19 protein-coding genes are annotated in these 21,976 nt (G+C 66.7%); 8 read left to right on the forward strand and 11 right to left on the reverse strand.

What is annotated here, in order from left to right:
- The first annotated feature begins 327 nt into the window (after positions 1 to 327).
- Positions 328 to 3,084, forward strand: a complete 2,757-nt coding sequence (locus SOM39_RS03860; RefSeq protein WP_320457522.1) for a TonB-dependent receptor — start codon at positions 328 to 330, stop codon at positions 3,082 to 3,084.
- Positions 3,085 to 3,224: 140 nt separating this feature from the next.
- On the opposite strand, the gene SOM39_RS03865 is transcribed toward SOM39_RS03860, so the two are convergent.
- A complete protein-coding gene (locus tag SOM39_RS03865) occupies positions 3,225 to 3,827 on the reverse strand; it encodes a TetR/AcrR family transcriptional regulator (RefSeq protein ID WP_068853700.1) in 603 nt (200 codons plus the stop codon).
- Positions 3,828 to 4,002: 175 nt separating this feature from the next.
- Between SOM39_RS03865 and SOM39_RS03870 the strand changes: the two genes are divergently transcribed.
- The 3 genes from SOM39_RS03870 to SOM39_RS03880 all read left to right on the forward strand — a co-directional run bounded on the left by SOM39_RS03870 (position 4,003) and on the right by SOM39_RS03880 (position 7,962).
- Positions 4,003 to 4,923, forward strand: coding sequence for an alpha/beta fold hydrolase (locus SOM39_RS03870; RefSeq protein WP_184126783.1), 921 nt, complete (start codon positions 4,003 to 4,005; stop codon positions 4,921 to 4,923).
- The gene (locus tag SOM39_RS03875; protein WP_320457523.1) at positions 4,920 to 7,400 is read left to right on the forward strand and encodes an acyl-CoA dehydrogenase; all 2,481 of its coding nucleotides are present in this window, start codon (positions 4,920 to 4,922) and stop codon (positions 7,398 to 7,400) included. Before SOM39_RS03870 ends, SOM39_RS03875 begins: the two co-directional genes overlap by 4 nt.
- An 88-nt stretch (positions 7,401 to 7,488) precedes the next feature.
- A complete protein-coding gene (locus SOM39_RS03880) occupies positions 7,489 to 7,962 on the forward strand; it encodes a hotdog fold domain-containing protein (RefSeq protein WP_320457524.1) in 474 nt (157 codons plus the stop codon).
- A gap of 529 nt (positions 7,963 to 8,491) precedes the next feature.
- Here the strand turns inward: SOM39_RS03880 and SOM39_RS03885 are convergent.
- A complete protein-coding gene (locus SOM39_RS03885) occupies positions 8,492 to 8,848 on the reverse strand; it encodes a DUF1304 domain-containing protein (RefSeq protein WP_320457525.1) in 357 nt (118 codons plus the stop codon).
- Positions 8,849 to 8,877: 29 nt separating this feature from the next.
- Positions 8,878 to 10,215: an NTP/NDP exchange transporter gene (locus SOM39_RS03890; RefSeq protein WP_320457526.1), complete on the reverse strand. Its 1,338-nt coding sequence runs from the start codon at positions 10,213 to 10,215 to the stop codon at positions 8,878 to 8,880.
- Positions 10,216 to 10,359: 144 nt separating this feature from the next.
- On the opposite strand from SOM39_RS03890, the gene SOM39_RS03895 reads away from it, so the two are divergent.
- Entirely contained in the window at positions 10,360 to 11,952 is a 1,593-nt protein-coding gene (locus SOM39_RS03895) for a choline dehydrogenase (protein WP_320457527.1), read from the forward strand.
- A 142-nt stretch (positions 11,953 to 12,094) separates the two neighbouring features.
- Positions 12,095 to 13,486, forward strand: a complete 1,392-nt coding sequence (locus SOM39_RS03900) for a serine hydrolase domain-containing protein (protein WP_320457528.1) — start codon at positions 12,095 to 12,097, stop codon at positions 13,484 to 13,486.
- Between the two features lie 233 nt (positions 13,487 to 13,719).
- On the opposite strand, the gene SOM39_RS03905 is transcribed toward SOM39_RS03900, so the two are convergent.
- The 7 genes from SOM39_RS03905 to nudE all read right to left on the reverse strand — a co-directional run bounded on the left by SOM39_RS03905 (position 13,720) and on the right by nudE (position 19,252).
- Positions 13,720 to 14,259: a histone gene (locus SOM39_RS03905; protein ID WP_068853707.1), complete on the reverse strand. Its 540-nt coding sequence runs from the start codon at positions 14,257 to 14,259 to the stop codon at positions 13,720 to 13,722.
- Positions 14,260 to 15,098: 839 nt separating this feature from the next.
- Complete coding sequence (gene gcvH / locus SOM39_RS03910) at positions 15,099 to 15,494, reverse strand: glycine cleavage system protein GcvH (RefSeq protein WP_068853708.1); 396 nt, start codon at positions 15,492 to 15,494, stop codon at positions 15,099 to 15,101.
- Between the two features lie 62 nt (positions 15,495 to 15,556).
- The gene (gene gcvT / locus SOM39_RS03915) at positions 15,557 to 16,669 is read right to left on the reverse strand and encodes a glycine cleavage system aminomethyltransferase GcvT (protein ID WP_068853709.1); all 1,113 of its coding nucleotides are present in this window, start codon (positions 16,667 to 16,669) and stop codon (positions 15,557 to 15,559) included.
- A 90-nt stretch (positions 16,670 to 16,759) separates the two neighbouring features.
- A complete protein-coding gene (locus tag SOM39_RS03920) occupies positions 16,760 to 17,083 on the reverse strand; it encodes a YnfA family protein (protein WP_320457529.1) in 324 nt (107 codons plus the stop codon).
- Complete coding sequence (mazG, locus tag SOM39_RS03925) at positions 17,080 to 17,892, reverse strand: nucleoside triphosphate pyrophosphohydrolase (protein WP_320457530.1); 813 nt, start codon at positions 17,890 to 17,892, stop codon at positions 17,080 to 17,082. The genes SOM39_RS03920 and mazG overlap by 4 nt, the downstream gene beginning before the upstream one ends.
- Before the next feature lie 11 nt (positions 17,893 to 17,903).
- The gene (cysQ, locus tag SOM39_RS03930; protein ID WP_068853711.1) at positions 17,904 to 18,707 is read right to left on the reverse strand and encodes a 3'(2'),5'-bisphosphate nucleotidase CysQ; all 804 of its coding nucleotides are present in this window, start codon (positions 18,705 to 18,707) and stop codon (positions 17,904 to 17,906) included.
- Positions 18,704 to 19,252: an ADP compounds hydrolase NudE gene (gene nudE, locus SOM39_RS03935; RefSeq protein ID WP_068853712.1), complete on the reverse strand. Its 549-nt coding sequence runs from the start codon at positions 19,250 to 19,252 to the stop codon at positions 18,704 to 18,706. Before nudE ends, cysQ begins: the two co-directional genes overlap by 4 nt.
- A gap of 62 nt (positions 19,253 to 19,314) precedes the next feature.
- Here nudE and bioA point away from each other — a divergent pair, with 62 nt between their 5' ends.
- The gene (gene bioA / locus SOM39_RS03940) at positions 19,315 to 20,706 is read left to right on the forward strand and encodes an adenosylmethionine--8-amino-7-oxononanoate transaminase (RefSeq protein WP_320457531.1); all 1,392 of its coding nucleotides are present in this window, start codon (positions 19,315 to 19,317) and stop codon (positions 20,704 to 20,706) included.
- Positions 20,697 to 21,431, forward strand: coding sequence for a 16S rRNA (uracil(1498)-N(3))-methyltransferase (locus SOM39_RS03945; protein WP_320457532.1), 735 nt, complete (start codon positions 20,697 to 20,699; stop codon positions 21,429 to 21,431). Before bioA ends, SOM39_RS03945 begins: the two co-directional genes overlap by 10 nt.
- Positions 21,432 to 21,489: 58 nt before the next feature.
- On the opposite strand, the gene SOM39_RS03950 is transcribed toward SOM39_RS03945, so the two are convergent.
- A complete protein-coding gene (locus SOM39_RS03950) occupies positions 21,490 to 21,960 on the reverse strand; it encodes a chemotaxis protein CheW (RefSeq protein ID WP_320457533.1) in 471 nt (156 codons plus the stop codon).
- Positions 21,961 to 21,976 lie beyond the last annotated feature (16 nt).

A 21,976-nucleotide genomic window follows, 5' to 3' on the forward strand; every position in this document is an offset into this window, starting at 1 on the left:
ATTGGCGCGCCTTTGTCGTTCCAGCGCCCCGGTTGAGGTCACTGAACACGCCAACCTGATACAGAGCGTGACAAAACAACTGCAACTATTTTGCTAACAATTTGTTAACAAATGAGTCATTTGACGCTTACAACCCTCTCAAGGGCCTTGATCCACAAGGACTTTGCCGAATTTCACACAGATCACAGACTTCATTAACGCTACTTTAATTCTTTCGAAGCGGCAGTTACTATCGAGTCAGCCTTGTGGTCTTTGGTGCTCTCTATTGGCACCGCCTGAGGCAAACACCCCAGTGAATACCCAAGATTCCCTTGGAGAGAGAGAGCAATGAACTTTAAGTCCAACAAGCTGCGTGATGCAGTGGTCGTTGCACTGGTCGTCGCGGCCGGCACCGCCACCGCGCAGGCGCAGGAAGCTGCCAATACGACCAACCTGGACCGCATCTCGGTCACCGGTTCGCGCATCAAGAGCACCGACATCGAGACCTCGCAGCCGGTGCTGAGCCTGACCCGCGCGGACATCGACAAGCAGGGCGTGACCTCGGTCGCCGACATCCTGCAGCGCGTCGCCGCCAACGGCGCCGCACTGAACCGCACCTTCAACAACGGTGGCGATGGTTCGTCGGGCATCAGCCTGCGCAACCTGGGCAGCCAGCGTACCCTGGTGCTGGTCAACGGCCGCCGCTGGACCACCGGCCTGGACGGCAGCGTCGACCTGAACACCATTCCGGTGGCCATGGTCGAGCGCATCGACGTGCTGAAGGACGGCGCCTCAACGATCTACGGTTCCGACGCCATCGCCGGCGTGGTGAACATCGTCACCAAGAAGGACTTCGACGGCGCAGAAGCGAACTTCTACAAGGGCCAGTACAGCGCGGGCGACGGCGAGCGTGAAGCCGCCGACTTCGTGCTGGGCACCACCACCGACCGCGCGTCGGTGATGATCGGCGCCGCCTACGTCAACGAACGCGAAGTCATGGCCGGTGATCGCAAGATCTCCGCCGGTGGCCCCCCGTTCTTCAGCGGCCAGAGCGGCACCGGCATCCCGGGTTCGTACCTGTTCAACGGCCGTCGCTACGTCGACATCAACGGCGTGCAGACCCCGTTCGTGTCCAACGTGCACGGCTACAACACCGCCCCGGACAACTACCTGCTGACCCCGAACGAGCGCACCTCGCTGTTCGCCTCGGGCTCGTACAACGTCACCGACAACGTCACCTTCCGTACGGAAGCGATGTACAACGAGCGTAAGTCCGAGCAGCTGCTGGCCGCAATGCCGGTGACTGGCCTGACCCTCGACGCCGCCAGCATGTACAACCCGTACGGCGTTGACCTGACCGGCGTGAACCGTCGTTTCAATGAAACCGGCGGCCGTTCGTTCAACCAGAACGTCAAGAACTGGCACTTCTACGGTGGCTTCGAAGGCTTCTTCGAAGTGGCTGACCGCACCTTCGACTGGGATGTCGGCTACCGTTACGACAAGACCGACCAGAACGACCTGACCTACGGCCTGTTCAACGTGCAGAACCTGGACGCGGCCTACGGCCCGTCGGGTATCGACCCGGTGACCGGCCAGGCCGTCTGCTTCGGCGCTGGTGGCGCGATCATCCCGGGCTGCTCGCCGATCAACCCGCTGGGTCCGGAAGGCTCGATCTCGCAGGCTGCGCTGGACTACACCTCGTTCACCGCGCATGACTCGGCGTCGCAGGTTTCCAAGGGCTACTACGCCAACATCTCCGGCACGATCGTTCCGCTGCCGGCCGGTGACCTGGCCTTCGCAGCCGGTTACGAGTACCGCAAGGAAACCGGCCAGTTCGATCCGGATGCCTTCATTGCGGCCGGCCTGAGCACCGGTAACGGCGCCAGCCCGACCAAGGGTGGCTACGACCTGGACGAGTTCTACCTCGAACTGTCGATCCCGGTGCTGGCTGACCTGCCGGGTGCCCAGCTGCTCGACTTCAGCGTGGCGACCCGCTACTCGAAGTACAGCAACTTCGGCAACACCACCAACAACAAGTTCGGGTTCCGCTGGAAGCCGATCGACGACCTGATGATCCGCGGTAACTACTCGGAAGGCTTCCGCGCGCCGAGCATCAACGATCTGTACCGCGGCGACACCGATTCGTTCGAAACCTACGCTGATCCCTGCGCCGCGGCCAACAACCCGACCGGTGGCGTGCTGGCCCAGTGCCAGGCCCAGGGCGTGCCGGCTGGCCTGGTCCAGCCGAACACCGACGGCGAGCCGGGTCCGCTGCAGACTGTCGAACCGTTCACCTGGCAGTCCAACCCGAACCTGAAGCCGGAAACCTCGACCAGCAAGACGCTGGGCCTGGTGTGGAGCCCGAGCTTCGTGACCGGCCTGAACGTCACGCTGGACTGGTGGCAGATCGAAATCGAAGACTCGATCACCCGTCCGTCGATCGACGACATCATGAGCCGCTGCTACGGCGGTACGCCGCAGGAGCAGGCCCAGTACTGCCCGCTGATCACGCGTGACCCGAACTACGGCGCAGCCGACGAGAACTACGCGATCGTCAACGTCGACATGCCGCTGCTCAACCTGTCCTCGTACAACGTGGAAGGCTGGGACCTGGGCGTGGCGTACCGTCTGCCGGAAACCTCGTTCGGCCAGTTCACGGTCAGCTGGGACAGCACCTACCTGAGCAAGTGGGAAACCAAGGCCACCGCCGACTCCGCAGTCGACGGCCGCCAGGGTGACTACCTGAACCAGGATCCGTACTGGCGCATCCGTTCCAACCTGTACGTCGACTGGTCCTTCAGCGACTTCGGCGTCAACTACGGCCTGCGCTACAAGTCCGGCATGACCGAAGACTGCCTGCTGGGCGCCGCTACCCGCGGTTACTGCTCGGATCCGGACGGCCAGAAGAACCACATCGGTGCGACCACCTACCACGACGTCCAGTTCCGCTACAACACCCCGTGGAACGGCACCGTCATGCTGGGTCTGAACAACGTGTGGGACAAGCAGCCGCCGGTGTCCTACTCGGTGTCGTACAACATGTTCGACCCGCAGTACGACCTGCCGGGCCGCTACTACTACATGCAGTACAAGCAGAAGTTCTGATCGATCCACTGATCGGTACCTGATGCAGCAACGGCCCCGAAAGGGGCCGTTGTTTTTTGTGCCGGCGTTGCCTCCGGCGTCATTTTCCAGGCATGAAAAAGGCCGCATACCGCGGCCTTTTCCTTACCTGCGCAGTGCGCTCAACCGATCGGGATCAGCGTCTCGATCACATGCTCCACATACGCTTCGAAATCCTCGCGCGCGGGCTTGGGCTGCTGCAGCTGCAGCGACAACTGCAGGAAGCCCACGTACGCCGCGTACGCCAGACGCGCACGATGCTGCGCATCGGTACGGCTCAATCCGGCCTGGCGGAACGAAGCCACCAGATACTCCAGGCGACGGTGCGACACGCGGTCGATCACCGGCCGCACCATCGGATGGTCCAGTGCCTTGAGCAGTTCGCTGTAGATGATGTGCGGCTGCACTTCGTGCGCCACCACCTGGAACAGCTGGCGCAGGCGCGCACGCGGATCCGGCACGTCTTCCAGGCTGCCGAACACCTGCTCCTGTTCGAACAGCTCCCAGCGCTCCAAGGCGGCCTGCAGCAGCGCATCGCGCGAAGGGAAATGCCAGTAGAAGCTGCCCTTGGTCACTCCCAGGCGCCTGGCCAGCGGCTCCACCGCGACCGCGCCGACACCCTGTTCAGCGATGAGATCCAAGGCGGCCTGCGCCCAGTCTTCCGCGCTCAGGCGGCTGTTGCGGCCGGCTCGGGGCTCGCCGGCGGAAGCTTCAGGTTCATTCATGCGCTGATTTAACCATACGCCGGGGTCGGTTTGTGTGGAATTGGCCGAAACCGCGGCCGGAAAACCCTGCGCTGCCGGGCCGCACCGGTAGAGCTACGCCCTGCGTGGCTGCCTCCGGAGGCCAACCATACTAGAGAGTATTGACATGCCCAGCGCCAGGTCCATACTAGCAAGTATGGTAACTCCCGCCTCCCGCCCATCCGTCCCCACCGACGAGCGCCTCACCGCCGCACACGACGCCGTGCTGGCGGCAACCCGCTCGGCCCCAGGGCGCCGGGGCACCGTGCTGTTCGCCCATGGTTTCGGCCAGACCCGGCACGCCTGGACTGCCACCGCGCAGTCGCTGGCCGCCGCCGGCTACCAGACGCTCGCCTACGATGCACGCGGCCATGGCGACTCGGACTGGAACCCGGCCACCCTCGCCTATCACGGCGAACAGTTTGCCGATGACCTGATCGTGCTGGCCGGCGAACAGCCGCAGCCGCCGATCCTGGTGGCCGCCTCGATGGGCGGCCTGTTCGGCCTGCTCGCCGAAGCGCGCTGGCCGGGCCTGTTCTCGGCGATGGTGCTGGTGGACATCACCCCGCGCTGGGACACCGCCGGGGTCGAAAAGATCCTGATGTTCATGACCGCGCATCCGGAAGGATTCGCTTCACTGGAACAGGCGGCCGATGTGATCTCGGCCTATCTGCCGCACCGCCCGCGCAAGTCGGAGGAGTCGCTGCGCGCCCTGCTGCGCGAGGATGGCCACGGGCGCTGGCGCTGGCATTGGGACCCGCGGCTGGTCGCCGAACTGGCGCGCGACAGCGAACAGCACCAGGACGCGCTTGCAGACGCAGCGCGCCAGGTGAAATGCCCGGTGCTGCTGGTCAGCGGCGGGCGCAGCACGTTGGTCACCCCGCAAACGGTGGCCGAATTCCTGGCGTTGGTGCCACACGCGCGCCACGTGCAGCTGCCGGAGGCCACGCATATGGTCGCCGGCGACGACAACAACGCCTTTACCGCTACTGTGTTGGACTATCTGGACGTGTTGCCCTCGGCCTCCGCCGTGGCACAGTCCGCCACAACCGAGCACGTCACCGGAGCACGCTCATGAGCATTGTCGTTCCCTTCCTCGCCATCCTGCTGGCAGGCGCCATCGTCGCCTACCACCGGATGCGGCTGATCACTTGGACGCTCGTCAGCCTGGTGCTGCTGGCGGCCTGCTGGTTCGTCCCCTATGTCAACCAGACCGCCACCATCGTGGCTGCGGCGATCGTCGCCGTCATTGCCGTGCCGCTGCTGCTGCCGTTCATCCGCAAGCCGCTGCTGACCGCCCCGATGATGAAGGTGTTCCGCAAGGTGCTGCCGCCGCTGTCGCAGACCGAGCGCATCGCGCTGGAAACCGGTTCGGTCGGTTTCGAAGGTGAGCTGTTCACCGGCGACCCGGACTGGAACAAGCTGCTCAACTATCCCAAGCCACAGCTCACCGCTGAAGAACAGGCCTTCCTGGACGGCCCGGTGGAAGAACTGTGCGCGATGGTCAACGACTGGGAAATCACCCACGTCTACGCCGACCTGCCGCCGGAGCTGTGGGCTTTCATCAAGAAGAACAAGTTCTTCGGCATGATCATCCCGAAGGAATACGGCGGCCTGGGCTTCAGCGCGCTGGCCCACCACAAGGTGATCCAGAAGCTGGCGTCGGTGTCGAGCGTGGTCAGCTCCACCGTCGGCGTGCCCAACTCGCTGGGCCCGGGCGAACTGCTCGTGCATTACGGCACCCAGGAACAGAAGGACCAGTACCTGCCGCGCCTGGCCGACGGCCGTGAAGTGCCGTGCTTCGGCCTGACCGGTCCGTTCGCCGGTTCGGACGCGACCTCGATTCCCGATTACGGCATCGTCTGCAAGGGCGAGTGGAACGGCGAGCAGGTGCTCGGCGTCAAGCTCACCTTCGACAAGCGCTACATCACCCTGGCCCCGGTCGCGACGCTGATCGGCATGGCATTCCGCATGTACGACCCGGACGGCCTGATCGGCCCGACCCGTGACATCGGCATTACCCTGGGCCTGCTGCCGCGCGACACCGCCGGCGTCGAGATCGGCCGTCGCCACTTCCCGTTGAACTCGACCTTCCAGAACGGTCCGATCCGCGGCAAGGATGTCTTCATTCCGCTCACCCAGCTGATCGGCGGTGCCGAGAAAGCCGGCAAGGGCTGGAACATGCTCAACGAGTGCCTGGCCGTGGGCCGCTCGATCACCCTGCCCTCCACCGCCAGTGGCGGTGCCAAGGCCGGTGCGGTGGTCACCGGTGCCTATGCGCGCATCCGCAAGCAGTTCGGCCTGTCGGTCGGCCGCTTCGAAGGCGTGGAAGAGGCGCTGGCCCGCATCGGCGGCAAGGCCTATGCGATCAGCGCGCTGTGCCAGGCCACTGCGGCTGCGGTGGACCGCGGCGACGTGCCGTCGGTGCCGTCGGCCATTGCCAAGTACCACTGCACCACCATGAGCCGGGAAGTGATCTCCGACGTGATGGACGTGATCGGCGGCAAGGGCATCATCCTGGGGCCGCGCAACTTCGCCGGCCGCAGCTGGCAGGCCGCGCCGATCGCGATCACGGTGGAAGGCGCCAACATCATGACCCGCAGCCTGCTGATCTTCGGCCAGGGTGCGATCCTCTGCCACCCGTGGGTACTGCAGGAAATGAAGGCGGCGCAGGATCCGGACACCAAGGCCGGCCTGCAGTCCTTCGACCGCAGCCTGTTCGGTCATATCCGCTTCGGCATTTCCAACGCGGTGCGTTCGTTCTGGCTGGGCCTGACCGGCGCGCGTTTCGGCGCCGCCCCGGGCGATGCCTACACCCGCCGCTACTTCCGCAAGCTGGACCGCTATTCGGCCAACCTGGCGCTGATGGCCGACATCTCGATGATGACCCTCGGCGGCAAGCTGAAGTTCAAGGAATCGCTGTCGGGCCGCCTGGGCGACGTGCTGAGCCACGTGTACATGACCAGCGCCATGCTCAAGCGTTACCAGGACGAAGGCGCGCCCGTGGCTGACCAGCCGCTGCTGGCCTGGGCGTTCCATGACAGCGTGCACAAGATCGAGGAATCGCTCTCGGCGGCGCTGCGCAACTTCCCGATCCGTCCGATCGGCTGGCTGATGTGGCTGCTGATCTTCCCGTTCGGCCGCCGTGCCGAAGCCCCGGGCGACCGCCTGGGCCACCGCGTGGCCGCGCTGCTGATGGCGCCCAACGAAGCCCGCGACCGCTTGGCCAGTGGCGTGTTCCTGACCCCGTGCGAGAACAACCCGGGTGGCCGCATCAACAGCTACCTGTCCAAGGCGATCATGGCCGAGCCGGTGGAGCGCAAGTTCATCAAGGCGCTCAAGACCAAGGGCATCGAAGCACTGGACTTCAACGCACAGCTCGACGAAGCGGTGTCCGAAGGGGTGATCACCCAGGACGAGCGCACGCTGCTGGAAGAGCTGCGCACGCTGACCATGGACACCATCACGGTGGACGACTTCGAGCCGCACGAACTGCGTTCGGCCAGCTACTACGACCGCGAACGCAAGGACGCGCAGTCGCAGGAAGCGGCATAACGCCAGCCTCGATACACCCCAGAACGGCGGACTTCGGTCCGCCGTTTTTCATTGCCTTCCTCGCAGCCGCTTTCCGGGAGACCTGCTGATGTCCGCCCCCCTCTTGACCCTCTACCGCCGCATGCAGCGCTGGCCCGCCGGCCAATGGCTGTTCTCGCGCGCGGTCTGCTTCAAGGCCCCCTACTTCGCCAGCATCGCCCCGCGCATCACCATGCTCGAACCGGGCCGCTGCGAAGGCCGCATCGCGCACCGGCGCCGGGTGACCAACCACATCGGCACCGTCCACGCCATCGCGCTGTGTAATCTGGCCGAGCTCACCGCCGGGCTGATGGTGGATGCCTCGCTGCCCAAGGGCATGCGCTGGATCCCCAAGGGCATGGAGGTGAAGTACCTGGCCAAGGCGACCGGTACGCAGCATGCAGTCGCCACGCCTGCGCAGGCGATTGTCAGTGCCGAAGCGGGCTATGCGCTGCCGGTGAAGGTGCAGGTGCGTGATACCGCCGGAACGGTGGTGTTCGAAGCGCGGATCGATATGTGGGTGTCGCCGGTCAAGCGCGGTTGATTCTGAATCTCGCGAAGAGCAGCGTTTCAGTTCTTACGAGCAGGGGCGGCCGTCGGGCAGCCCCGCTCCGGGACACGCCGCAAGTACGTCCTTGTAGGCTGCTGGAAAACATCCATGTTTTCTAGCGTCCCTCCGGGGGCAACCCGCCGGCCGCCCCCGATGGTTGGTCGTGTGCGGATGGAAAAACCAGACACGCACGGCGTGTCCCTACGAGGCGGTGCCCTCCTGCGCAGGTCGGTTCCCAAACGACCGCCCACGATGCCCCCCCGGTAACGCATGAAAAATGAGCGGAGAACGCCGTTGCCGTTGATATTCCTTGGCCACCAACACACTGTCCAGGGTCGGCGGGGGTGGGTTTGCGGGACCGTAGAGCGCCATGGATGGCGCGAACGAGCCTACATGGACGTACTTGCGGCGTGTCCCGCAAACCCACACCCGCCGGCCCAGCGCGAGCACGTTCGCAGGCCTCGGCTGTTGGCTCTCCGCGAACATCGCACCGACCAACGGTCAGTACCTACCGCAGGGCGAGTCAGGCCGGCACGAACTGCCAGGCGATGACCGCGAGGATGGCCGGGAGGGCCTGGATGACGAAGATGCGCTTGTTGACGCTGTAGGCGCCGTACACGCCCGCCACGATCACGCAGCCCAGCATGAAGTTCACCAGCATCGGCAGGTGGTCGAACAGGCCCCAGAACAGGCCTGCGGCCAGGAAGCCGTTGTAGAGGCCCTGGTTGGCCGCCAAGACGCGGGTGAGCTCCGCCTTCTCCGGCGTGTTGCGGAACGTCTTCAGGCCCAGCGGGCGCGTCCACAGGAACATTTCCAGGACCAGGAAGTACACGTGCAGCAGCGCGACCACCAAGGTCAGGATCAGTGCGGTCCAGTACATGGGCAACCCTCAAACAAGATGGAGGAAGCTTACTCCGGCCGCTCGACCGGCAGCTTCTTTTCTTCGCGCAGCAGCCCGAACGCCGCCGCCGTCATGATGCCCGCCACCAGCAGCCCGCCGGCGAACACCGCATGCGAGCCGAACAGCGACAGCCCCTTGTGCACCCATGCGAAGGTCAGGTCGCCACCGCGGTACACCACCGTGTCGATGGCCGCGCCCGCCTTGTAGCGCCACTGCCGGTCCACCCGGGTGAAGATCGTCTCGCGGGCCGGCTTGGCCAGCGAGAACTCGCTGGCCCGCGTCATCACCTGCACCACCGCCACCAGCATCGGCAGCGGCGAGGCGGCCAGAACCGAGAAGCCGATGATGATCGCAAACCCTGGGATCAGCAGCGCCGGCGCGATGCCGAAGCGCGACAGCAGCCAGCGCGTCAGCCCCAGCTGCAGGATCAGCGTCAGCGCGTTGATCGCCAGGTCCACCCGCGAATAGAACGCCGTGCTCGCCGCCGGGTCCGTGTACAGCCGGCGCACGATCGAGGCCTGCTCGTTGTACAGCAGCGTGCCGATGCCCACCCCGAAGACCACCATCACTGCCAGCCAGCGCAGCAGCGGCTCGCGCGCGATCAGTTTCAAGCCGTCCAGCACCCCGCCGCCCATCGGCGCCTCGCCCGAGGCCAGCTGCAGCTCCTGCTCGCGTGCCACCGCCCACAACCGCAGCCGCCAGATGCAGAACAGGCACACGCTGAGGAAGCCGGCCGAGACCAGCATCAGGTTCGCGATGCCCACCCGCTGCACCAGCGTCGAGGTCAGCGTCGGGCCCAGGAACGCGCCGATCGTGCCGGCCGCCCCGATGTAGCCGTAGAACGCCCGCGCCTGCACGTTCGAGAACACATCGGCCATGAAGCTCCAGAACACCGCCACCGCGAACAGGTTGAACACCGTCGTCCAGAAGAAGAACAACATGCCCCGCCCCGGCACCCCGCTGTCGAACAGCAGGTAGAAGCCCAGCAGCGTCACGATGAAGAAGCCGTACACCGCCGGCAGGAACACCCGGCGCGGGTAGCGGCTCACCAGCGCCCCGTACAGCGGCTGCAGCACCACCATGATCACGAACACGCAGGTGAACAGTACCTGCAGCACGAAGTCCTGCAGCGCGATGCCATGGCCGTCGAACCACGCGATCAGCGCCGGCGGGAACACCGTCTGCAGGTCGGCCGATGCCGCCATCGCCTCGCGCACCGGGCGCAGCACGTAATACCCGCTGAGCAGGCAAAAGAAATACACGCAGGCCCAGAACAGCGGGGGCGACTGGCGCAGCGCTGCGCGCAGGCCGGGCTGCGCGGGCGCGCTCGGGTCCGGGGCATTCATGGCGCGCAGGTCCCGCACAGGCGGCGTGGCAGCGGCAGCATCGTGGCGATTCCGGGCAGCAAAGCGCGCACGGTAAACGATGCACCGCAACATCGCTAGGGGGCGACTGGCTTATGCTCGTGCCATCACCGTTGGGGAACGGACATGTACGACTACATCATCGTCGGCGCCGGCTCGGCCGGTTGCGTGCTGGCCAACCGGCTCAGCGCCGACCCGCACTGCCGCGTGCTGCTGCTCGAAGCCGGGCCGCGCGACCGCAACCCGTTCATCCACATGCCCGCCGGATTGGCGCGGCTGGTCAACAACCGCCGCATCAACTGGAACCTCTACACCGAACCGGAGCCGGCACTTGATGGCCGGCGGCTGTGGTGGCCGCGCGGCAAGGTGCTGGGTGGCTCCAGCGCCATCAACGCCATGTGCTACGTGCGTGGCGTGGCGGCCGACTACGACGGCTGGGCCGCCGCCGGCGCCACCGGTTGGGACTGGTCGCACGTGCTGCCCTGGTTCCTGCACGGCGAGGCCAACAGCCGCGGCGCCGGGCCCTGGCACGGCGATGCCGGGCTGCTGTCGGTGTCCGACCTGCGCCACCACAACCCGCTCTCCGATGCCTTCCTGGACGCCGCCGTGCAGGCCGGGCACGCACGCAACGACGACTTCAACGGCGCGCACCAGCTCGGCGTGGGCCTGTACCAGGTTACCCAGCACGACGGCGTGCGCTGCTCCAGCGCCACGGCCTACCTGCGCCCCGCGCGTGGCCGCCGCAACCTCACCGTGCTCACCGGTGCCCGTGCCCGCGCCCTGAGCTTCCAGGGCGACACCGCCAACGGCGTGTACTTCCGCCACCAGGGGGCGCACCGTCATGCGCATGCGGCCGCCGAGGTGATCCTCAGCGCCGGCGCGATCCACTCCCCGCACCTGCTGATGCTCTCCGGCATCGGCCCGCACCGGCAGCTGCGCGCGCACGGCATCAGTACCCGGGTCGACCTGCCCGGGGTGGGCGGCAACCTGCAGGGCCACCTGGATATCTGCACGCTGGTGCACACCCACCCAGGCGTCAGCTACGACCGCAGCAACCAGGCGCGCATCGCCTTCGACTACTTCCTGCGCGGACGCCGTGGCGCCGGCACCAGCAACATCGCCGAGGCCGGCGGCTTCGCCCGCTCGCCGCTGGCGCAGGGCGACGGTGCGGACGTGCAGTTCCACTTCGTGCCGGCCATGCTGGACGACCATGGGCGCCACCGCCTGCCGGGCGACGGTTACACCCTGCATGCCTGCGCGCTGCACCCGCGCAGCCGGGGGCGGATCCTGCTGCGCGATGCCGACCCCGCCTCCGCGCCGCGGATCGAGGCCAACTACCTGGGCGATCCGGAGGGGCACGACCTGGCCATGATGAAGGCCTGCGTGCGCATGTCGCAGCAGATCCTGGCCCAGCCGGCGTTTGACCGCTGGCGCGGTGCGCCGATCTTCCCGGCCCGCGACGACCTGGACGATGCCGCCCTGGACGCCTTCATCCGCGCCAAGGCCGAGACCATCTATCACCCGGTGGGTACCTGCGCGATGGGCCAGCATGCCGACGCCGTGGTCGACCCGCAGCTGCGCGTGCGGGGCGTGCAGGGCCTGCGCGTGGTGGATGCCTCGGTCATGCCCAGTCTGGTCAGCGGCAACACCAACGCCCCCACGATGATGATCGCCGAACGCGCCGCGCGCTGGCTGGGGGCCCCGGTCCCGGCCACCTGAACAGGGCGTCGACGACGACCCTCCCATTCGATGCAAAAACCGGGCCTTTTCAATGCGATACGCATTCATCTTCGCTTCGTTTGTGCAATCACGAAAAGCAGCGCTAGAATCGGTGCCAGCAGTTGCGCACGGGCCCCAAACGATGAAAGAGAACAGCAGGCGCCGACCGATCCGTTCGGCGGCAACCGGGTTGCTGGGCATGCTCATGCCCATCGCCATGTCGTCCACCGCACAGACACCCAGTGCGACACCGGCCGCGTTCCCCGTCAACATCGAGAACAGCGCCGCCTCCGCCATTCCGCACACCCAGCCTGCGGCGTATCGGGCCACCACGACCAATCCGAAGGTGCTGCCGCCGGCCGCCGGGTTCAACGTGGCCAACATTGAATCGATGGCCCAGCAGCTCACCTATGGCGAGCGCGTACCGGGCATGGCCGTGGCCATCGTGCAGGGCGGCCGCGTGCTCAGCGCGCGCGGCTATGGCGTCACCGACGTCAACAACCCGCAGATGGTCGATGCGCACACCGTGTTCCGGCTTGCATCGCTGTCCAAGGCGTTCGCCGGCACCATGGCCGGCCTGCTGGTCAACGACGGCACGCTGCGCTGGGACAGCAAGGTCACCGACTACGTGCCCGGCTTCCAGCTCAGCACGCCCGAGGCGACCGAGCGCCTGACCGTGGCCGATCTGCTCAGCCACCGTGTCGGCCTGCCGTACAACGCCTACGACCGCGACGTGGAAGCCAACGCCGAGTACTACACGCTCACCCACAAGCTGGCCTCGACCTCGCTCAAGTGCCAGCCGGGCGACTGCTACGCGTACCAGAACGTGGCCTTCAGCCTGATCGGCGACGTGGTGTACGCCGCCTCGGGCAGCTTCTACGAGCAATCGGTGGAACGCCGCCTGTTCAAGCCGCTGGGCATGGACGATGCCAGCCTGGGCCTGGCCGGCATCCAGGCCAGTTCGCGCTGGGCGCGCCCGCACGTGCGCAGCCGCAACGGCTGGGTGTCGCTGAGCCCGAAGCCGACCTACTACCGCCTCGCTCCCGCTGCAGGCGTCAACGCCAGTGCCAGCGACATGGCGCAGTGGCTGCTGGCCCACACGGGGCACCGCCCCGACGTGCTGCCGGCGCCGCTGCTGGCCACGCTGCACTCGACCCTGATCAACACCCCGGGCGAGATGCGCTCGGGCTGGCGTCGCGAGCGCCTGCACTCGGCCGGCTACGCGCTGGGCTGGCGCAACTTCGATTACGCCGGGCATGAAGTGATCTTCCATGCCGGTGCCGTGCAGGGGTATCGCGGCCTGGTGGCGCTGGTACCCGAACGCGACCTGGGCATCGCCATCATGTGGAACGGCGAAAGCAGCCTGCCCAGCGGCCTGCTGCCGACCGTGCTCGACGCGGCCATGGGCCTGCCCGCGCAACGCTGGCTGGACGTGGACACCGACTTCGGCAGCGACAACCTGATGACCGAAGACAGCACGCCGGCCAAGCGCAAGGGCGTGTCGTCGGATCGTGCGGTGGCGTCGCCGCAGTAAGCGTCAGCGAGCTGTATCGCATCCGGTGCAGGGCGGCCTACGGGTCGCCCTTTTTTGTAGTGCCGGCCGCTGGCCGGCTCCCGATACCGCCTGGGCCGACTGACAGTCGGCGCTACCGTCGGGATCAACGTTCGTTGATCCCTCGCGGGAGGGGGATTTTTTTTGCGCAGCAAAAAAAACCCCCTCCCGCTGGGCGCCGGGAAGGGGTTTCAGGTACGGCTATCGGGAATGGATCAGATCAGCGGTGCCGGGGTTGCCGGCAGGGCGACCGGTGCAGCCTTCTTCTTGCGGACCGCCGGCTTGCGCTTGGCGACCTTCTTCACTGCCTTCTTGGCCGATGCCTTCTTGGCGGCCGGCTTGCGCGCGGTGGCCTTCTTGGCGGTGGCCTTCTTGGCGACCTTGCGGACGGCCTTCTTGGCAGTCTTCTTGGCAGCCGCCTTCTTGGCTACCTTGCGGACGGCCTTCTTGGCGGTCTTCTTGGCGGCCGCTTTCTTGGCTACCTTGCGGACGGCCTTCTTGGCAGTCTTCTTCACTGCCTTCTTTGCGGTCTTCTTGGCGGCGGCCTTCTTGGCGACCTTGCGGACCGCCTTCTTTGCCGTCTTCTTCACTGCCTTGCGGGCAGTCGCCTTCTTGGCTGCCTTCTTTACCGTCTTCTTGGCAGCCGCCTTCTTGGCTACCTTCTTCACGGCCTTCTTGGCAGCCGCCTTCTTGGCGACCTTCTTCACGGCCTTCTTGGCGGCCGGCTTTTTCTTCGCAGCTTTCTTGGTTGCCATGGGATTGGCTCCTCGTCAGTGATCTATGGAGTTGAAACGCCCAGGTAAAGCAAACCCGCCGTTACTGCCGTGCGGGGACCGCCGTCGCGTCCAGCGCGTCGTGACGGATACGGAGATACCTGCCACAGGATGCCAGGCAGGTATCGAATGCGGGGTGCCCTTGCATTTCACCGGAGGTAGCGAAGCCGACTCCACCGTCTTGGGACGCGCGGCGGATGTTCTGGTTGTGCTTCGCGACTGGATGTCGATTCGGCTCACTCGTTTGGCAGGCAAGGTCTGCTGGGCGAAACCTAATCACGCTTTTTTTCACTGTCAACAACCCCCGCGAAAAAATTTCACATGGATGCCCTCCGGCGCACCTCGCCTGGACCCTCCGCAAGCGCTCGGCGACACCCCTTCGACGGTCGTTGTTTGCGTGCACGCATCCATCCGAACGGCGATGCGTAGAAAGAAAAACACTTAAAAGAAGCACTTTCGCAAACTGCACTGCAGATGCACCCGCGCTGCAGCCCGCAACCGGCGATTGCGCTGACGGCATCGCAACGGCTTCCCGCACGGGAACAAAACAGGGGCAAAAACTTTTCACATCCGCGAACGCTTTTTGCGTCCGGATTTGCAGAACTGCGCAAACTTTTGGGCGGTGGTGGACGCCAGGTTCGTGCCGGTTGCGTGCATCCATGACCCGCGCGATGGGGGTCGATGCACGTCGATGCGACCATCGACGGCGTCGCCATCCATCACGCACGGATAACGCGTTGGACGTCGGCAACCGGACGATGCCGCGCGCAGGCAAAAAAAAACGGCCGCACAGGGCGGCCGTCTTTCCAGGCAGGCGAGGATCAGTTGTCCTCTTCCTCGAGCAGTTCGGCGTAGTCGTCCGGGTCCAGCAGGTCGTTGACCTCCTCCTTGTTGGACAGCTCGATCACGCAGAGCCAGCCGTCGCCGTAGGCGTCTTCGTTGATGGTTTCCGGCTTGTCGGCCAGCGCCGAATTGACCTCGACCACCGTGCCGGAGACCGGGCTGTACACGTCGGAAGCCGCCTTGACCGACTCGACCACCGCGATCGCCTCGCCCGATTTTGCTTCGGCGCCAACTTCGGGCAGCTCGACGTAGACCAGGTCGCCAAGCAGGCCTTGGGCGTGGTCGGAAATGCCGATGGTGACGCGGCCGTTGCCTTCAACGCGCGCCCATTCGTGGGACTTGAGGAATTTGAGGTCGCCGGGGATCTCGCTCATGGGACTGCTCCGAAGAATTTCAGGGGGGTCAAAAAACGGGGGTAGTGTAAAACAACCGGTGCTCAGCTTTCGCCCAGCACGCCGGGCTGCGCCTGGCCTTCGCGCACGAACGGGAACTTCACCACGCGCACCGGCACCTGCCGGCCGCGGATGTCCACGTGCACCTGGCCGAGCTCGCCACCCGGCACGCGGGCGAAGGCGATGCCCTTGCCCAGCGTCGGCGAGAACGTGCCCGACAGGATCTCGCCGGTGCCGCCGGCGGTGGTCACCGCCTGGCCATGGCGCAGCACGCCCTTCTCGTCCATCACCAGGCCGATCATCTGGCGCGCGTCGCCGGCAGCCTTCTGCGCCTCCAGCACGTCGCGGCCGATGAAGTCGCGGCCTTCGTCCAGCGCCACCGTCCAGGCCAGCGCCGCTTCCAGCGGGCTGATCGCTTCGTCCATGTCCTGGCCGTACAGGTTCATGCCCGCTTCCAGGCGCAGCGTGTCACGCGCGCCGAGGCCGGCCGGGCGCACGCCGGCGGCCGCCAGTGCATTCCAGAAGGCGATGACCTGGTCCTGGGCCACCAGGATTTCGAAGCCATCCTCACCGGTGTAACCGGTGCGGGCAACGAACAGCGGTGCGCCGCTGGCAGCGGTGACGTCCACGGCGGCGAAGCGACCCAGCTTCTGCAGCGCGGCGCGGTCGGCCTCGGCCACCAGGCCGGTGACGCGCTCGCGTGCGGTCGGACCCTGCACGGCGATGATCGCCAGGTCTTCGCGCTCGGTCACCTGCACATCGAAGGCGGCGGCCTGCTCGCGGATCCAGGCCAGGTCCTTCTCACGGGTGGAGGCGTTGACCACCATGCGGAAGAAGTCGTCGGCCAGGTAATAGACGATCAGGTCGTCGATCACCCCGCCCTGCGCATTGAGCATGCACGAGTACAGCGCCTTGCCCGGCACCTTCAGCTTGTCCACCGAGTTGGCCAGCAGGCGGCGCAGGAACGGGCGCACCTGCGCGCCGCGCAGGTCGACCACGGTCATGTGGCTCACATCGAACATGCCCGCATCGGCGCGGACCAGGTGGTGCTCGTCCAGCTGCGAACCATAGTGGATGGGCATGTCCCAACCGCCGAAATCGACCATCTTGGCGCCGAGCGCGCGGTGGGTATCGTTGAGTAGCGTCTTCTGGGTCATGACCACAATCCGGGGGATGAAAATGCAGATCGTCATTATCCCAGAACCGCTCCGTCAACGCCTGCGGCGGTGCGCCACGGTCGGCCCCGCCTAGCCCGCGCGCGGTGCGAACATGATCACCGCCATGCCGGCCAGGCACAGGGCCACGCCCAGCAGGTCCCAGCGTCCGGGGCGGATGCCATCCACCACCCACAGCCACGCCAGCGCGGTGCCGATGTATACCCCGCCGTACGCAGCGTAGACACGCCCGCTGGCAGCCGGGTGCAGGGTCAGCAGCCACGCGAACAAGGCCAGGCTGGCGGCGGCCGGCAACAGCAGCCAGGCGGCGCCATCGCGGCGCAGCCACAACCACGGCAGGTAGCAGCCGACAATCTCGGCAACGGCGGTCAGCACGAACAGCAGCAACGTTTTCACGGCTTGGCTTCGGCGACCTTGGCCTGTTCCCACAGGCGCTCCTGCGCCTCCAGGTCCAACCCGGCCATCGATGCGCCCGCGGCCGCCGCCTGCGCTTCCATGGCGCGGAAGCGCCGTTCGAACTTGTGGTTGGCGTGGCGCAGCGCGGCACCGACGTCGACCTTGGCGTGCCGCGCCAGGTTGGCGCAGACGAACAGCAGGTCGCCCAGCTCCTCCTCCAGCCGCGCCTGGTTGTCCTGTACCGGACCGCGCGCGAATTCCGCCGCTACCTCGTCCAGTTCCTCACGCACCTTGTCCAGCACCGGCGCCGGGCCGGGCCAGTCGAAGCCCACGCGGGCCGCGCGCGCCTGCAGCTTCACCGCCCGCTGCCATTCGGGCAGCCCGCGCGAAATACCGGCCAACGCGGACGTGTCGGCGTCGCCCTTGGCGGCGCGCTCGGCGCGCTTGATCGCTTCCCAGTTGCTGTTGACGTCTTCAGCCCCATCGACCTGCACCTGCGCGAACACGTGCGGGTGGCGGCGCTGCATCTTGTCGCTGATCGCGCGGGCGACATCGGCAAAGCCGAACGCGCCCTGCTCGCTGGCCATCTGCGCATGGAACACCACCTGCAGCAGCAGGTCGCCCAGTTCGTCGCAGAGGTCGTCCAGGTCGCCACGGTCGATCGCGTCGGCGACCTCGTAGGCTTCTTCGATGGTGTACGGGGCAATGCTGGCGAAATCCTGCTGCAGGTCCCACGGGCAACCCTGCAGCGGATCGCGCAGGCGCGCCATGATGCCCAGCAGGCGGTCCAGTTCGGCGGGTGCGGACATCGGTGCTCCGGTCAGGCGGGAATCCAGGTACGCCACGGCAGGCGGGTGTCGCCCAGCGCGATGAAATCGCCGTTCAACAGGGTTTCGCGGCGGTTATAGCGGAACGGCTTGCCGGTAGCGGCCGACAGCACCGCACCGCCTGCGGCGTGCAGCACGCACTGGCCGGCGGCGGTATCCCATTCGGCGGTTGGCCCCAGCCGCGGGTACACGTCCAGTGTGCCTTCGGCCAGACGGCAGAATTTGAGCGACGAGCCCTGCGCGACGACCTCGATCTCGCCCATGCGATCCAGCAGTGCCTGGGTTTCCGGGCTGCGGTGCGAGCGACTGGCGGCCACCTGCAGCGGCGGCGCCGCCGGGGTGCGGGTGCGCAGCACCGAGTCATGCATGCCGTCACGGCGATAGGCGAGCTCGCCGCGCATGGCGTGCCAGGCCACCCCGCTGACCGGCGCCAGCACCACGCCGAACGCCGGCGCGCCCTGGTAGATCAGGGCGATGTTGACGCTGAATTCGTCGTTGCGCTTGACGAACTCACGGGTGCCATCGAGCGGGTCCACCAGCCAGTAAGCGCCCCAGTGCCGGCGCACCTCCCACGGCACCTGCGCCGATTCCTCGGACAGGATCGGCAGGTCCGGGGTCAGCTGGCCCAGCCCGCGCAGGATCACCTGGTTGGCGGCCAGGTCGGCGGCGGTGACCGGGCTGTGGTCGGACTTGATCTCCACGTCGAACGGCGTGGCATACACCGCCATGATGGCGGCGGCGGCGTCCTGGGCAATGGCAATGACCGTTTCGCGCAGATCGGTGGTGAGTTTGATCATTCCCCGCGTTCCAGCCACTGGCGGGCAATGAACAACGCCGCCAGCGAACGCCCTTCTGAAAAGTCCTCGCGCAGCATCAGCCGGTCGAGCTCGGCGATTTTCCACGGCACCACTTCCAGCTCTTCGGGCTCATCGCCAACCAGCCGTTCGGGGTAGAGGTCACGGGCCACCACCAGGTGCGACAGGTGGCTCATGTAGGTCGGGGCCAGGGTCATGGCGCGCAGCACGTCCAGGCGGCGCGCGCCGTAACCGGCTTCTTCCTTCAGCTCGCGGTCGGCGGCCTGTTCGGGGGTTTCGCCGGCATCGATGCGGCCTTTCACCAGCCCCAGTTCGTAGCGGTGCACGCCGGCCGCGTATTCACGCACCAGCAGCACGGTCTGGTCATCCAGCATCGGCACCACCACCACCGCACCGTGGCCACGGCTGACCAAGCGCTCGAAGCGGCGGCGTTCGCCGTTGGAGAACTCCAGGTCCAGGTGCTGCCGCTGGAACGGGCCGCTTTCCTCGTCCGTGATCTGGTGGATGGTGGGCAGCGGACGGGTCATGCGAACTGGCTCTTTGAGATCGATAGAATGCAGGCAGGTGAAAACGTGGCCATGAGCTCGAAATGCTAGCAGACCCAGCCCCCCTTACGTTGGCCGACCGGTGGCGGCAACGCGACCTGGCCGTGCTGTGGCACCCGTGCACGCAGATGCGTGAGCACCCGGACACCTTGCCGCTGGTGCCGATTGCGCGCGGTGAAGGCCCGTGGCTGGTCGATCACGACGGCCACCGCTACCTGGATGCGGTGAGCAGCTGGTGGACCAACCTGTTCGGCCATGCCGAGCCGCGCATCGGCGCGGCCATCGCCCGCCAGGCCACCCAGCTGGAACAGGTGATGCTGGCCGGCTTCAGCCACGAACCGGCGGTGGAACTGGCCGAACGGTTGCTGGCGATCGCACCGCGCCAGGCCGGGCGCGCGCCGTTGTCCAAGGTGTTCTACGCCGACAACGGCTCGGCCGGGGTCGAGGTCGCATTGAAGATGGCGTTCCATTACTTCCGCAACCGCGGCGAGGAGCACCGCACCCGCTTCGTGGCGCTGGAGAACGGCTACCACGGTGAAACCCTGGGCGCGCTGTCGGTCGGGGATATTCCGTTGTACCGCCGCGTGTACGCGCCGCTGCTGACCGAGGCACTGTTCGCGCCCTCGCCGGACGCCTACCTGGCCGAACCCGGACAGAGCGCCGCTGAGCGCGCCCATGAGGCGGCTGATCGCCTCGCCGACCTGTTCGACCAGCAACCGGGCGAGATCTGCGCGGTGATCCTGGAGCCGCGCCTGCAGTGTGCTGGCGGCATGCGCATGCACGACCCGGTCTATCTGAAGCGGGCGCGCGAACTGTGCGATGCCAATGGCGCGTTCCTGATCGCCGATGAGATCGCCACCGGCTTTGGCCGTACCGGTACCCTGTTCGCCTGCGAACAGGCCGGGGTGATGCCCGACCTGCTGTGCCTGTCCAAGGGCCTGACCGGCGGCTTCCTGCCGCTGGCGGCGGTGCTGGCAACGCAGGCACTGTACGACGCGTTCCTGGACGACAGCCGCGAGCGTGCCTTCCTGCATTCGCACAGCTACACGGGCAACCCGCTGGCCTGCGCGGCCGCGCTGGCCACGCTGGGCATCTTCGCCAGCGAGGATGTGATCGCGCGCAACCGCAGCACCGCCGAGGTCATGCGCACCCTGGCCGCGCCCTTCACCGACCACGCCCATGTGGCCGATGTGCGCCAGGCCGGCATGGTGGTCGCGTTCGAGCTGACCCGCAACGGCGACAAGCGCACCCCCTTCCCCGCTGGGGCGCGGGTGGGGCTGCATGCCTACAACGCCGCGTTGCGACGCGGCGTGGTGCTGCGCCCGCTGGGCAACGTGCTGTACTGGATGCCTCCCTACTGCGTGGAGGACGAACACCTGGACCTGCTGGCCCAGACCACCCTGGCCGCGATCGAGGAAGCTGTTGCATGCGTGTGACCCGTTCTTATGTGGATGCTCCGCTGGCCGTGGGCCAGACCCTGTCGCTGCCCGAAGAGGTGGCCAATCATCTTGTCCGCGTGATGCGTCTGCGCGAGGGCGAAGGCTGCGTGCTGTTCAATGGCGATGGCCACGACTACAGCGCCACGCTGGTGGAATCGGGCAAGCGCGACGCCCGCGTGCGGATCGAGGCCGCGCAGGCGCTGGACAACGAATCCCCGCTCTCGATCACCCTGCTGCAGGGCATCGCGCGCGGCGAGAAGATGGACCTGATCCTGCAGAAGGCCACCGAACTGGGGGTGCAGGCGATCGTGCCGGTCAATGCCGAGCGCACCGAAGTCAAGCTGGACGCAGCGCGGGCGGAAAAGCGCCTGGCGCACTGGCGCAGCGTGGTGGTGTCGGCCTGTGGGCAGTCCGGGCGCGCCCGGGTGCCGGAGGTAGCCGCGCCGCTGGGCGTGCAGGAGGCGGCCAAGGGAATGCCTGCCGAAGCGCTCAAGCTGACGCTGGACCCGCTGGGCGAGCACCGCTTGTCGACGCTGGAGGCCGCGCCCGGTGGGGTGGTGATTGCGATCGGGCCGGAGGGCGGCTGGTCGCCGCGCGATCGGCAGGCGCTGGCGGCAGCCGGGTTCCAGGGATTGCAGCTGGGGCCGCGGATCCTGCGCACCGAAACCGCCGGGCTGGCCGCGATCGCGGCCCTGCAGGCGCGGTTGGGGGATCTGGGCTGACGCGTCGTCACGACCAACGGTCGTGAGCTACCGCATTTCCGGGGTGTCGAATCCCCGGTCAATGCACCGGAAGCGCCTCATCCAGAGCCGCTTCCAGGGCGTCAAGATCGGGCAGCAACGCGCTCTGTTCGCCCAGCAGCACGCGCATGTGCACGCCCTGCGGCAGGGTTTCTTCGGAGGCGTCTGCCAGCAGGCCGTCGCGCGGCACCGCGATCAGCTGCGGGAAGGTATGGGTCAGCAGCGCAAGGTACGGGCGATTGGGGTTGCCACCCAGCGCTTTGAGCACCACTACCTTGTTGTTGCTCACCACCGCGTCCTCGCCCTGGCCGGACAGGCGCGCGAACGACATCAGCGGCACGTCCCAGCCCTGCCAGCGGATTTCGCCGATCAGCCACGCGGGCGCGTTGTCCACCGGGGTGACCGGCACCTTGGACATCATTTCGGCCACCGTCGCATTGGGCAGCAGCACGCGCTCGCTCCCGGCCTGGATCAGTACCCCACGGATTTCGTCGTTGCTGGCGTAGCTCATGCGTCTGCTTCCTGAA

Origin of the sequence: Stenotrophomonas sp. CFBP8994 (assembly GCF_034044835.1) — a bacterium.
GTDB lineage: Bacteria > Pseudomonadota > Gammaproteobacteria > Xanthomonadales > Xanthomonadaceae > Stenotrophomonas > Stenotrophomonas rhizophila_A.

Coding starts and splice junctions, on each gene's coding strand:
- SOM39_RS03875 (WP_320457523.1), top strand. CDS start 4,920: ATGAGCATTGTCGTTCCCTTCCTCGCCATCCTGCTGGCAGGCGCCATC.
- SOM39_RS03865 (WP_068853700.1), bottom strand. CDS start 3,827: ATGAATGAACCTGAAGCTTCCGCCGGCGAGCCCCGAGCCGGCCGCAAC.
- bioA (WP_320457531.1), top strand. CDS start 19,315: ATGCTAGCAGACCCAGCCCCCCTTACGTTGGCCGACCGGTGGCGGCAA.
- SOM39_RS03950 (WP_320457533.1), bottom strand. CDS start 21,960: ATGAGCTACGCCAGCAACGACGAAATCCGTGGGGTACTGATCCAGGCC.
- SOM39_RS03870 (WP_184126783.1), top strand. CDS start 4,003: ATGGTAACTCCCGCCTCCCGCCCATCCGTCCCCACCGACGAGCGCCTC.
- SOM39_RS03895 (WP_320457527.1), top strand. CDS start 10,360: ATGTACGACTACATCATCGTCGGCGCCGGCTCGGCCGGTTGCGTGCTG.
- gcvT (WP_068853709.1), bottom strand. CDS start 16,669: ATGACCCAGAAGACGCTACTCAACGATACCCACCGCGCGCTCGGCGCC.
- SOM39_RS03900 (WP_320457528.1), top strand. CDS start 12,095: ATGAAAGAGAACAGCAGGCGCCGACCGATCCGTTCGGCGGCAACCGGG.
- SOM39_RS03880 (WP_320457524.1), top strand. CDS start 7,489: ATGTCCGCCCCCCTCTTGACCCTCTACCGCCGCATGCAGCGCTGGCCC.
- cysQ (WP_068853711.1), bottom strand. CDS start 18,707: ATGATCAAACTCACCACCGATCTGCGCGAAACGGTCATTGCCATTGCC.
- SOM39_RS03890 (WP_320457526.1), bottom strand. CDS start 10,215: ATGAATGCCCCGGACCCGAGCGCGCCCGCGCAGCCCGGCCTGCGCGCA.
- SOM39_RS03860 (WP_320457522.1), top strand. CDS start 328: ATGAACTTTAAGTCCAACAAGCTGCGTGATGCAGTGGTCGTTGCACTG.
- gcvH (WP_068853708.1), bottom strand. CDS start 15,494: ATGAGCGAGATCCCCGGCGACCTCAAATTCCTCAAGTCCCACGAATGG.
- nudE (WP_068853712.1), bottom strand. CDS start 19,252: ATGACCCGTCCGCTGCCCACCATCCACCAGATCACGGACGAGGAAAGC.
- SOM39_RS03885 (WP_320457525.1), bottom strand. CDS start 8,848: ATGTACTGGACCGCACTGATCCTGACCTTGGTGGTCGCGCTGCTGCAC.
- SOM39_RS03905 (WP_068853707.1), bottom strand. CDS start 14,259: ATGGCAACCAAGAAAGCTGCGAAGAAAAAGCCGGCCGCCAAGAAGGCC.
- mazG (WP_320457530.1), bottom strand. CDS start 17,892: ATGTCCGCACCCGCCGAACTGGACCGCCTGCTGGGCATCATGGCGCGC.
- SOM39_RS03945 (WP_320457532.1), top strand. CDS start 20,697: ATGCGTGTGACCCGTTCTTATGTGGATGCTCCGCTGGCCGTGGGCCAG.